Raw genomic sequence first — 12,092 nt, 5'->3', positions numbered from 1 at the left:
ATCCATGAGGATGGGCCTCTTATAGAGCAAGAATGGATTATTCTTCAGAATCCTTCACCAAAGTATACTGCGTTACATAAGGTTCACCTGAAAACATCTTCTGGCTGGAATTCGTAACGGGAGCTTTGGAGTCGCCGATATGCGCCTTCTGAAAAGAACTGGATTTCTTCCAGTGCAGGAAATCGGTTTGTTTCTCCCAAATCGTTAAGATTACATAAGTTTCAGAGTTGATTGGCCGCAGTACACGAAGTGCGACGAAACCTGGTTCATTTTCAATGAATCCTGCCCTGTTTTTAAAACGATGTTCGAATACCGGCCTTCCTTCTTCACTGACCGGTATATTGTTCATGACTACATACCCATGATCCTGAAGGGTCCCTTTCCCATCAACTACTTCATACTTGCGTGGAGAGCTGAAGAGCGTTTTACCTTCCGTTTCATGTAAAAGTACTGTAGTGTCTGGGTTTTGCATAAGTAATATATTTTCATTCGGATGCTTATCTTTTTTGCTTTTCAAAAAATTGAAACTGCCTGATGTGATGAATACATTCATAAATTCCCCTCCAATATCTATATAGTACCTGTATACCCATTTTACCCAATCAATATTGCTTTTACCATTTTCAATCTAACCAATAGACTTTGATACCGGTAATATACTTATAAAAAAAGTCGATTTTCTGACAAATAAATAGGTTGGCTATACTTCTATTATAGAAAAGGCTATAGTTTAAGGAGATTCGATTTGAAATTCAACATCCTTCTGATATTCTATGTAGGTAATGAATAAAAATAGAAACGTGATTGCTTGAAAGGTGGATATTAATGTCTAAGGAAATTACGAATGATACATTTTTAAAAGCTGCAAGAGGAGAGAAAACGGATCATGTGCCTGTTTGGTATATGCGTCAGGCTGGCCGTTCACAGCCGGAATACCGTAAGTTGAAAGAGAAGTACTCCCTTTTTGAGATTACTCATCAGCCGGAATTATGCGCTTATGTGACTAGATTGCCAGTCGAACAATATGACGTAGATGCTGCGATTTTATATAAAGATATAATGACACCGCTACCAGCCATTGGTGTGGATGTTGAGATTAAGTCTGGAATCGGTCCAGTCATAGCCAACCCGATCCAATCGGTGACAGATGTTGAAAAATTAGGTGAATTGAACCCAGAGAAAGATATCCCTTATGTGTTGGACACGATTAAATTATTGACCACGGAGCAATTGTCCGTTCCTTTGATCGGTTTCTCCGGGGCACCGTTCACCATTGCTTCATACATGATTGAAGGCGGCCCATCCAAAAACTACAATAAAACGAAAGCTTTCATGTATTCCGAGCCAAAGGCCTGGTTTGCATTAATGGATAAGCTAGCGGATATGATCATTGTATATGTCAAGTCACAAATTAAAGCCGGCGTTAGTGCCATCCAAATCTTTGATTCATGGGTAGGTGCTTTGAACGTTGAAGATTACCGCGTTTTCATCAAGCCGATCATGACTCGTATCTTTTCTTCATTGCGTGAAGAAAATGTACCGCTAATCATGTTCGGGGTCGGCGCAAGTCATTTGGCACTTGAGTGGAATGATCTTCCGATTGATGTAGTAGGGCTCGATTGGAGACTGCCAATTACAGAAGCAAGACAAATGGGAATACAGAAAACGGTACAAGGTAATCTTGATCCTGCCCTTCTTTTATCATCATGGGATGTTATAGAAGAACGGACGAAAAGGATCCTGGATCAGGGCATGGAACAGGATGGCTACATCTTTAATCTGGGACATGGGGTTTTCCCTTCCGTAAATCCGGAAACGCTGAAGAGGCTGACTGCTTTCATTCATGAATATTCATCAAAAATGAAGTAAGGTGAGCGAACCATTTGCTAAAATTCCTTAGTTGGATGCACAATAAAAGAACGAAATCTTTAAATGAGGTGTAATTCCATGTCAAGAAAAAAAATGGGCCTTTTAGTCATGGCTTATGGTACTCCATATACTGAAGAGGATATTGAAAGATATTATACACATATTCGTCATGGGAGACGGCCAAGCGATGAATTGATTGCCGACCTAAAAGGCAGATATGAAGCGATTGGTGGATTATCCCCGCTTGCAAAAATAACGGAAGGACAAGCTGAAGCCCTTGAAAAGGAATTGAATTCCGTTCAGGAGGAAGTTGAATTCAAGGCTTATCTTGGACTGAAACATATTGAACCTTTTGTTGAAGATGCAGTGAAACAAATGCATGAAGATGGAATCAAAGAAGCGGTCAGTATAGTATTGGCACCGCATTTTTCAACATTCAGCGTGAAGTCTTATAATGGACGTGCCCAGGATGAAGCCGCTAAATTGGGGGACCTGACCATCACTTCCGTTGAAAGCTGGTATGATGAGCCGAAATTCATTCAATATTGGGTAGACCAAGTAAAAGAAGTAATCGGGAAAATGACCTCGGAAGAACGCGATAACTTCGCTTTGATTGTGTCGGCACATAGCCTCCCTGAAAAAATCCTGCAATCAGGAGATCCGTATCCAAATCAATTGAAAGAAACGGCAGACATGATTGCTGAAGGCGCAGGCGTTACCAATTATGCAGTAGGCTGGCAAAGCGCTGGACAAACACCTGAACCATGGCTGGGACCCGATGTACAGGATTTAACCAGAGATCTTCATCAAACAAAAGGTTATAAAGCTTTCATTTATATTCCTGTTGGCTTTGTTGCCGAGCACCTTGAAGTTCTTTATGATAACGATTATGAATGTAAGGTTGTGACGGAAGAGATTGGTGCAGGCTACTATAGGCCGGATATGCCCAATGTTAAACCTGAATTCATCGATGCTTTGGCCACAATCATTTTAAATAAATTACAGGAAAAATGATCAATCCATAGGGGAGATTGGTTTAAACATGCTTACAATGTGCACTACATATTTTCAGATGAAATTGATAGATGCCATACACCTGGAAAAGCGAAGCTTTTTTTACGTTACCTGAGTGATTTAAATAAATACCCTTTGAAAGAGTGGCTGTCCATTAATGAGGATGGCCATTTTTTCTCTAAAAAATTTAAAATTTAATTGAAAAGACTGAATACTTTTGATATGATATCGTTGAACATAATGACTATTTTGTCCGTTTGGTCAGGATCGAGGTGGGAAATGTCTGTTGATCGTAAAAAATTAATTTTAGAAGCCGCGACCAAGTCGTTTTCACTTTTTGGATATAAGGCAACGACGATGGATCAAGTCGCTAAAATTGCCAATGTGGGAAAAGGGACCATTTATACCTTTTATAAAAATAAAGAAGAGCTGTTTAAAGAAATCGTTCAGCGGATGATAGAGGAAATGAAATATGAAGCGGAACAATCTTTGGATGACCAACTCTCCTTTTTTGAAAATCTGCATCGGGCCGTATATCGAATTCTGGAGTTCAGGCAGGAACATCAATTATCTTTAAAACTTCTTCAGGAAGAGCGGGATATTGGTACGCCGGCCGTTCAGGAAATGGTTAATGAAATGGAAGAAGCCATTGTATCCTACATTAAGGAAAAACTAAAAATAGCGATTGATAAGGGCTATATACAGCCTTGCGATCCAGAGATAACAGCTTTCCTGATGCTAAAGATGTACCTTGCCCTGATTTTTGATTGGGAAAGGAACCATGCCCCATTAGAGAAAGAGGAAATTGCTGAACTATTTAAAATATACTTGTTCAAAGGATTATCCGTAAATTGATAATTCTATTTTTTTGCTGAAAGGCAATGAATCCCAATAAAAAGAAGAGATACCGTTCCTCGGTATCTCTTCTTTTTATTGGGGATGTTTTTCAGCTGCGAAACTGAAGGTTATATAAATTCATCCTGCTATTTGGGAAGCGGATGGTGGAACACAAGAATACTACTCTCCAGAAAGGCAATGATCACAGTGGTTTCCATAACATTCGTGCTGTTCTTCGATTTTTTTTCCGCATTCCATGCATTGTTTCGGAGGCAGGTTTTTAAAGAACTCAACGCTACTTTGAATCATGAACATCATCTCCTGAATTATTATTTTTATTATTCGCTTTTCTATGGTTTTATTGTATTATAACAGAATCTATATGTCAATGAATGTTTTATAACATAAGTAAAAAAGGTGAAATAAGGGCAAGAATAGTTTATATTAATGGGGAAGTCATTGAGAGAAAAAAAGGAGTGCCTAAGCATGAAAATCACCGTAATTGGCTGCTGGGGCGGTTATCCAGCTAAAAATGAGGCAAGTTCCGGCTATTTGCTTGAATATGAAGATTTTCGCATTCTGCTTGATTGTGGCAGCGGTGTTCTATCACAGCTGCAAAACCATATGAAGCCGGAGGATCTTGGTGCTGTTGTATTATCCCACTATCATCCGGATCATGTAGCGGATATTGGTGTCCTGCAGCACGCTGCGTTCATACAGCAGATATTGGGCAGCGAAAAAAGGACGATTCCCATTTATGGTCATGATTTGGACGAAGTCGAGTTTGGTAAGTTAACTTATAAAGACGTGACAAAGGGGATAGCCTACACTGCTGATCAGCCCTTAACCATTGGACCGTGTAAATTTACGTTCATGAAAACAAATCATCCAGTCCCTTGTTTTGCAATGAGGATTGAAGCTGAAAATCATGCGATAGTTTACACAGGGGATAGTTCATATATGGATGAGCTGGCGGATTTTGCTAAAGATGCAAACGTTTTATTATGCGAAAGTAATTTTTACAGTGATATGGATGGTTCAAAGGCGGGGCATATGACGGCAAGAGAAGCGGGCATGCTAGCGGAAAAGGCTGACGTCCAGCTATTGCTGTTAACTCATCTCCCTCATTATGGGAATCTTGATCAACTGAAAAAAGAAGCATCCAAGGTATTCAAAAGGGAAATAGCTGTAGCTAAAACCAATCTCGAATTCCAACTATAAATGAAACATCAGTGATATGAAGTCTACAAGGAGGAACAACTGTGCTTTTTATTGATAATAAGGGAATTACCGATCCAAGAATTAACCTCGCCATCGAAGAATATGCGCTTAAACATTTAAATATAGATGAAACCTATCTTCTATTTTACATTAATCGTCCTTCAATCATCATAGGAAGAAATCAAAATACGATTGAAGAAATCAATGCCGATTATGTAGATGGAAATGGGATTACAGTTGTTCGCCGCCTTTCCGGGGGTGGAGCGGTTTATCATGACATGGGGAATCTCAATTTCAGTTTCATTACGCGGGATGATGGGGATAGTTTCCATAATTTTAAAAAATTCACCCAACCTGTAGTGGAAACGCTTGAAAAACTTGGAATACATGCTGAATTGAGCGGTCGTAACGATATTCTGGCTGAAGGAAAGAAAATCTCGGGAAATGCGATGTTTTCAACGAAGGGCAGAATGTTCAGTCATGGGACATTGCTGTTTCAATCAGAAATGGATCACATTGTATCCGCTTTAAAAGTGAAAAAAGATAAAATCGAGTCCAAAGGGATAAAATCAATAAGAAGCCGTGTCGGTAATATCGCTGATTTCTTAAAAGAACCGATGTCTGTTGAAGAGTTCCGTTCATTCCTCCTGCAAAATATTTTCAAAGATAGCGGAAAGGTTACAGAGTACGTTTTAACGGAGAAGGATTGGGAGAAAATTCACAAAATCTCTGAAGAAAGGTATCAAAACTGGGAATGGAATTACGGAAAATCGCCTAAATTCAACTTGCAAAACTCACATAGATTCCCTGTGGGGTCTGTTGATATCCGCCTTGAAGTGAACAGGGGAATCATTGAAAATTGTAAAATCTATGGCGATTTCTTCGGGGTCGGAGAGGTTGCGGATATTGAACAAAAGCTTACTGGAACACGTTATGAAAAGGAAGCTATCAGCAGGGTACTAGATGAGACCGATGTTCGTCATTATTTTGGCAATGTAACGAAAGAAGAAATATTGGCCCTAATATATTAAGCCACAAAAGCCGTCCCGACTTAATAGGACGGCTTTTGTGCCTAATAATGACAGTAATTGCTTGAATATGGATAAAATTGTTGCTGTAATAGCTTTCTTTTAATATAATAAAAATGTATTTAGTTCACCAAAAAAATGAATGACCATTCATTCATGGTATTTGCAGGGGAGGGAGAAAGTTGAATTTATCTGAACAGCTTCATCAAATGGCTATAAAAAAGGCGAATAAGCCAGCATATTACTTTATGGATCAATCCACTTCATATGGGGAATTGGATAAAGCCGTTACGAAGTTCGCAGACGAATTACATAGGCTTGGTGTTTCAAAAGGTGATAACATTGCGCTGTTATTGGGGAACTCTCCACATTTCATCATTTCGTTGTATGGGGCTATGCGAGCAGGGGCAACCGTCATTCCCGTCAATCCAATTTACACACCTGACGAGATTGGTTATATCCTGAATAATGGCGATGTAAAGGTTGTTGTGGCATTAGATAAGCTTTTGCCCTTACTAGAGAAAATGAACCCGATCCTCTCAGGCGTAGAACAATATGTTATTTGTGAAACGCAGCAGGATAATGGGGATATTAGCGAATTTAATATCTATCCGAAAATGAAATCGTTTACAAAAATGATCGAATCGGGGGATGACGGTTTTAAAGGGCCAGAACTGGATCCTGAAGATACGGCAATCATACTCTATACTTCCGGAACAACAGGGAAACCAAAGGGGGCCATGCTCACACATACCAATATATTTTCCAATGCGCATGATATTGGTGAATATTTAAAAATCTCGGAAAGTGACCGCGTCATTACGACATTGCCAATGTTCCATGTTTTCAGTTTAACGGTAGTTGTGAATGCCCCATTGATAAGCGGAGGTACGCTTTTAATTGTCCCGCAATTCAGTCCAAAGGAAATATTCAGGCAAATCAAAAAATATGGTGCGACCGTTTTTGCTGGAGTGCCTACGATGTATAACTTTCTTTTCCAATACCCGGATGCAAAAGAAGATGCTTTGAAGTCGTTGCGGATATGCATATCGGGCGGATCCGCCATGCCAGTGTCCCTTCTTGAATCATTCGAGCGAAAATTTAATGTCAGGGTTTCAGAAGGATATGGCTTATCAGAAGCTTCCCCTGTTACCTGCTTCAATCCTTTGGATCGTCCAAGGAAGTCGGGATCCATCGGAACCTCCATCCTTAGGGTGGAAAACAAAGTGGTCAATGAGCTTGGAGAAGAAGTGCCGATCAATGAGGTAGGAGAATTGGTTGTCAGAGGTCCGAATGTAATGAAGGGTTATTATAAAATGCCTGAAGAATCAGCTGCTGTCTTGAAAAATGGCTGGTTATATACAGGCGATTTAGCCAGGATGGATGATGAAGGCTATTTTTTCATTGTAGATCGTAAAAAGGAGCTTATCATCGTCGGTGGCTATAATGTCTATCCACGTGAAGTGGAGGAGGTTCTGTATGCCCATCCTGAAGTAGTTGAGGCAGCAGCCATAGGCGTTCCCGATCCCAATCAAGGGGAAGTGGTTAAATGCATTGTAGTAAAGAAAAACAATGCATTGACGGAAGAAGAACTGCTCGCCTATTGCTTGAAACACTTGGCCAAATATAAGGTACCGGCAAAAATCGAGTTTTTGGATGAACTTCCTAAAAATGCGACTGGTAAAATATTACGCCGATCCTTGAAAAACCATGTACTGCAAAACTGAATATTCATTGACCATCAGGGATCATTGCCTATAACCGGCATGGTCCTTATTTTGTACAAGCAAAGTGTAGCAGGCTGCATAAAATATATTGGAGAATCTTAAAACCTTGATTCTTGTTTCGAAAAGAGTTATGATTGTCATTAAAAATTTCCACATAATTGTAAGGAGGGGTTAGATGAGAGATGTAAAGCTTTTGGATATTTTTACACATCCCATTGCTCAAAAATACTTGAACCGTTCAGGCCTGGCACATGCAATTGCAGTAGCATACCATGCGTTTCACTTGGCAAACGAATATAATGTCGACCCTGATATTGCTGCTAAAGCTGGACTTTTGCATGATATGGGGCATTTCACCTGGTATCGCAATGGTAAATGGGATTATGATTTGTATAAACAAAATGATATTCACCCCATCAAAGGTGCAGAACGAGCACATAAACTGTTAATCCGCTTGGGAGAAAACCCGATAAAGGCAAAGACCATTTCCCTCGCCATTTTATTTCACACCGATTCGTTCTTACCTTCAAATGATATTATTCGTACACCGCTTCAGCAAGTCGTCAAATGGGCCGACGAAAAAGATGAAGAAGAAGGTGGAAAACACCATTATCGCAAAATTGATTTTCCCCGGGCAAAGGAGAGCATCATGAAACTTGATACGCTCATAGATGAGGAACAAAGAAAAAGGCTATCATCCTGAAGGTAAACGGATGATAGCCTTTTTACTGTCAGGAGGTACACTTTTTAAGCATTTTACAGTTTAAATTTGTTATCAGGTGAATTAATGATGTAAAGTATAGACCAATAGAACTATTCGCGGCGGCAATTTTAAAAAGTTATCGGATTAATAACAAATAATGAAAGTTATAGGTGATGTTATGAAGTCGATTAAGCTATTGATATATGGTGGTCAGGGAGGAATTGAGGAATTCATCGAAAAAGAAGAAGACATTAAGGCCATAGGGGTGACTGGAAATGAAATGGACGTTCTTGATTTTAATCACACATCATCAGTCATACCAGATGTCATTCTTATTGATGCCCGGTCATCAGGGAAGTATGGACAGGAAGTCATGCCAATCTTAAAGGTAAAATATCCATCCACTCCTTTCATCATTTTTACTGCCCATTCAGAAGGTCATTATCTTATCGAAGCGATATGCCATGGTGCAGCAGGTTATGTGTTACAGGATGGCGGAATGAAACAGGTGCTGTCGGCAATCCGTCAATGTGCCAACGGTCAGATAGTTTATCCTGCTTCATTTAAAACAAATTTAATGAAGAAGCTGCAGCAGGATGCTGAAAGGTCAACAGTAACTTTGGATAAGGCAATCGAAAAATTGGGGGGCTTTTCTAAACGTGAGTATGAACTGCTTATCCTGCTGACCCAAGGTGAAACAAATCAGCAAATCTCAAAAAAGCTTTTTCTATCCGTCGGCACGGTAAAAAACTATATAAGCCGCATTTACAGAAAACTGAATGTTAATAATCGACCGGAGCTTATGGCACTTTTGTATAGTCTTCAAAAAAACGGGATAAAGGGGTGACTAATCCTACTCATGCCCGCCGTTCCGTAGTCGGCTTCTGACGAATTCACATTCCAAAAAATTTGATGAAACGAATTACATCAAATCAATTAGGTGGCGGCAAAGGGATTAATTCGCCGTTGCCTTAAACCTCCCGGCCCTCCGGTTTTTATAAAATATCCCTGCATATTCATCATTTCACCTCCTCGTATGCCCATACTATCCCGGAAATGCATTTTTGCCTGAAGGAGTATTCTGTTAAATCATAAGGTTGATAATAGAAAATAAAACTAAACAAAATGATGGAGATTGAAAGGAATAAATAATATAGAAGGGAAATGGGGTTCTAACCTGTCCATTTTGGATTAAACTATTAAGAGGGAGATTCGTTTAAGGAGGGGCAACATGGTTAGAAAATGGGCTGGAAGAGCGATTCTGTTATATATCCTTTATGCAGCGGCAATGTATTGGTATATTTTTTATGGAGCTGATACCTCGATTCCCGAAGCTTTGCGTGGAACTGCAGCAGATCCTGCAACATTCCTTAATGCAAGGGAACTAAAGCTTAGCGAAGAGTATTCAGGACTGCGGAATTTTATTTTTTTCGTATCCACGCCATATGAATGGCTGCTGTATTTCTTCATTTTATTATTCGGATTTTCAAAAGCATTTGAAAAGTCTTCAATAGCAGTCTCGAGGTGGAAAGCGGTCAGAACGGGCATCTACTTATTCTGGCTTTCCGTTATTTCTTACCTGGCACTGTTTCCGATCAGTTTCATTGGATATCGGATGAGCAGGAGTTACCATATAAGTACACAAAGTTTCACCTCGTGGATGAAGGATGGAGTCATCGAATTCTGGGTGAATTTCGGGATGATGTTCATCATCGTGTCCGTTTTGTATTGGTTAATGAAGAAAAGTGTGAAGAAGTGGTGGCTCTATGCTTGGATGTTGTCCATTCCATTTACCTTGTTCCTGATGTTTGTACAGCCTGTATTGATTGATCCGCTATATAATGAATTCTATCCGCTTAAAAATAAAGAGCTGGAAACGGAGATATTGGCACTTGCCTCACAGGCTGAAATTCCTGCTGAACACGTGTATGAAGTAAATATGGCGGAAAAGACAAATGCCTTGAATGCATACGTGACAGGCATAGGTTCCAACTCAAGGATAGTCCTTTGGGATACGACCCTGATTAAACTGAAGGAAGATGAAATCCTTTTTATCATGGCACATGAAATGGCTCATTATGTGGAAAAGCATATTTATATAGGGATTGCAGGTTATTTAGGACTGACTTTAATCGGTTTGTGGCTGACATCGAAAATCATGAATTTTATCATTAGACGCTGGGGCCACCTGTTAAAGGTTCGTTCTATTGACAGCATTTCTTCTCTTCCTTTATTTCTCTTAATAACGTCTGTGCTGCTCTTTGCTTCGAGTCCGCTGTCCAATTATGTTTCAAGATATCAAGAAACAAGGGCTGATCGTTATGCAATAGAAATGACCGGGGATAAAGAATCAGCAATCACGACGTTTCAGGAACTCACGAGGTCGGGCTTGAGTCAAGTCAACCCACCATTCCTGGTTAAATGGCTGCGGTATTCCCATCCAACCATGCTCGAGAGGATTTCAACGGTTGAAAATACAGATACAAAGGGTGATTGAAAGCCAGCTGAAAACCAGCTGGCTTTTTTCTTCTATATCGGAAAAATGTAAGTTTGTAAGTTGTTTTCAGAAAAAACTATTATTTTTAAAAATCTAAGGTTCTCTACTATAATAAATTAAATTCCCAGTTCGTTTTAAGGAGATCGGATATGTATAATGTACTGTTGATCACTATGGGCTCAGTGCTTGTTGCATTAGCCTATAACTTATTTTTGATACCTCATTTAATTTTAAGCAGCGGACTTAGTGGACTTGCGATTATGTTCGGAATCATCACCCCGGTCAACACAGGGATATTGAATTTTCTGTTGAACCTGCCATTGCTCATTCTTGGATACTTGAAATTAGGGAGACGTTTTATCACCTATACGATATTATCAGTTGTCGTGATATCCGTCAGTTTATACTTCATTCCAGTTCACGGAATATCCACTGATCCGATTTTGTCTTCTTTATTTGGCGGAATCATATCGGGATTTGGTATAGGCATCATCTTTCGCGCTTCAGGTTCTTCAGGCGGTTTTGATATCATTGCCATGCTATTGGCAAAGAAGAGCGACTTTCCACTTGGTACATTGCTTTCGGTGATGAACGCAGTTGTGGTGGTTATCTCAGGCTTCATCTTTGGTTGGGATGCCGCCTTATATACGCTGATTTCCATTTATGCAGCAGGAAAGGTGATCGATACGATCCATTCCAATCACATTAAATTAACTTTGATGATCGTTACCAAAAAGAGTGACGAAATGAAAACCAAGCTCCTGACCAACCTTTATCGTGGGATTACAGTCATGGATGGTGAAGGTGCATATTCAGGAGAAAAGAGTAAAGTAATGATGACAGTCATAACACGTTATCAGTTAACCGATGTAAAAACGATGATAAAAGAAGTGGATCCGAATGCTTTTGTCAATATAACCGAAACAGCCGAGGTCATGGGGATGTTTCATAAAGAGTGATGATAATTAGAAAAGCCTCCCGACATTATGGGAGGCTTTTTTGATCATTAGGCTTTTTTTATTCATGCATTTTAATTGCCAAACTGTTTTAGTAAAACGTTCATTTCAGAACTTAGTTTTAAGAATAAAGGTTTGTTTTTCATATCCAAGGCTTCATCGATCTTTTTTGCAAGGATATTCTTTTTGGTAGTAAGGACGGGTTCCTGAATAAACATATCAATTAACATTTCCTGAACC

Annotated in this window: 13 protein-coding genes; 10 read left to right on the top strand and 3 right to left on the bottom strand. The window is 39.6% G+C overall.

Going from position 1 to position 12,092, the window contains the following annotated elements; genetic code table 11:
• Window positions 1-37 precede the first annotated feature (37 nt).
• Window positions 38-553 (bottom strand): antibiotic biosynthesis monooxygenase family protein, encoded by a 516-nt coding sequence (locus tag ACFVSH_RS17720; protein ID WP_387707119.1) that lies wholly within the window; start codon window positions 551-553, stop codon window positions 38-40.
• Window positions 554-825: 272 nt separating this feature from the next.
• On the opposite strand from ACFVSH_RS17720, the gene hemE reads away from it, so the two are divergent.
• The 3 genes from hemE (at window position 826) to ACFVSH_RS17705 (ending at window position 3,738) form a co-directional block, all read left to right on the top strand.
• Entirely contained in the window at window positions 826-1,869 is a 1,044-nt protein-coding gene (gene hemE / locus ACFVSH_RS17715) for a uroporphyrinogen decarboxylase (RefSeq protein ID WP_387596407.1), read from the top strand.
• Between the two features lie 78 nt (window positions 1,870-1,947).
• Window positions 1,948-2,883, top strand: a complete 936-nt coding sequence (gene hemH / locus ACFVSH_RS17710; RefSeq protein WP_387596404.1) for a ferrochelatase — start codon at window positions 1,948-1,950, stop codon at window positions 2,881-2,883.
• 279 nt (window positions 2,884-3,162) lie between these two features.
• Complete coding sequence (locus ACFVSH_RS17705) at window positions 3,163-3,738, top strand: TetR/AcrR family transcriptional regulator (protein ID WP_260284571.1); 576 nt, start codon at window positions 3,163-3,165, stop codon at window positions 3,736-3,738.
• A gap of 162 nt (window positions 3,739-3,900) precedes the next feature.
• Here the strand turns inward: ACFVSH_RS17705 and yhfH are convergent, their stop codons facing one another.
• Window positions 3,901-4,029 (bottom strand): protein YhfH, encoded by a 129-nt coding sequence (yhfH, locus tag ACFVSH_RS17700; RefSeq protein WP_076367255.1) that lies wholly within the window; start codon window positions 4,027-4,029, stop codon window positions 3,901-3,903.
• Window positions 4,030-4,206: 177 nt separating this feature from the next.
• On the opposite strand from yhfH, the gene ACFVSH_RS17695 reads away from it, so the two are divergent.
• The 7 genes from ACFVSH_RS17695 (at window position 4,207) to ACFVSH_RS17665 (ending at window position 11,855) form a co-directional block, all read left to right on the top strand.
• Window positions 4,207-4,941 (top strand): MBL fold metallo-hydrolase, encoded by a 735-nt coding sequence (locus ACFVSH_RS17695; RefSeq protein WP_387596401.1) that lies wholly within the window; start codon window positions 4,207-4,209, stop codon window positions 4,939-4,941.
• A gap of 41 nt (window positions 4,942-4,982) precedes the next feature.
• Window positions 4,983-5,972, top strand: a complete 990-nt coding sequence (gene lplA / locus ACFVSH_RS17690; protein ID WP_387596398.1) for a lipoate--protein ligase — start codon at window positions 4,983-4,985, stop codon at window positions 5,970-5,972.
• Window positions 5,973-6,151: 179 nt separating this feature from the next.
• Window positions 6,152-7,696 carry a fatty acid--CoA ligase family protein gene (locus ACFVSH_RS17685; RefSeq protein WP_387707117.1) on the top strand — a complete coding sequence of 515 codons (1,545 nt, stop codon included), beginning with the start codon at window positions 6,152-6,154 and terminating at the stop codon, window positions 7,694-7,696.
• Window positions 7,697-7,871: 175 nt separating this feature from the next.
• Window positions 7,872-8,399, top strand: coding sequence for an HD domain-containing protein (locus ACFVSH_RS17680; protein ID WP_034314654.1), 528 nt, complete (start codon window positions 7,872-7,874; stop codon window positions 8,397-8,399).
• A 178-nt stretch (window positions 8,400-8,577) separates the two neighbouring features.
• Window positions 8,578-9,246, top strand: a complete 669-nt coding sequence (locus ACFVSH_RS17675; RefSeq protein ID WP_387596392.1) for a LuxR C-terminal-related transcriptional regulator — start codon at window positions 8,578-8,580, stop codon at window positions 9,244-9,246.
• Window positions 9,247-9,630: 384 nt separating this feature from the next.
• Window positions 9,631-10,896, top strand: coding sequence for a M48 family metallopeptidase (locus ACFVSH_RS17670; protein ID WP_387596389.1), 1,266 nt, complete (start codon window positions 9,631-9,633; stop codon window positions 10,894-10,896).
• Between the two features lie 149 nt (window positions 10,897-11,045).
• On the top strand, window positions 11,046-11,855 hold the full coding sequence (locus ACFVSH_RS17665; protein ID WP_387707115.1) for a YitT family protein: 810 nt from the start codon (window positions 11,046-11,048) through the stop codon (window positions 11,853-11,855).
• Window positions 11,856-11,926: 71 nt separating this feature from the next.
• Here ACFVSH_RS17665 and ACFVSH_RS17660 read toward each other — a convergent pair whose 3' ends face one another.
• Window positions 11,927-12,070, bottom strand: a complete 144-nt coding sequence (locus tag ACFVSH_RS17660; protein ID WP_387707121.1) for an IDEAL domain-containing protein — start codon at window positions 12,068-12,070, stop codon at window positions 11,927-11,929.
• Window positions 12,071-12,092 lie beyond the last annotated feature (22 nt).

The sequence above is a fragment of the Peribacillus sp. NPDC058002 genome (assembly GCF_042886655.1).
Lineage (GTDB): Bacteria > Bacillota > Bacilli > Bacillales > DSM-1321 > Peribacillus > Peribacillus aracenensis.
Note: the sequence above shows the minus strand (reverse complement) of the source record. Positions and strands in the feature narration are given on the sequence as shown.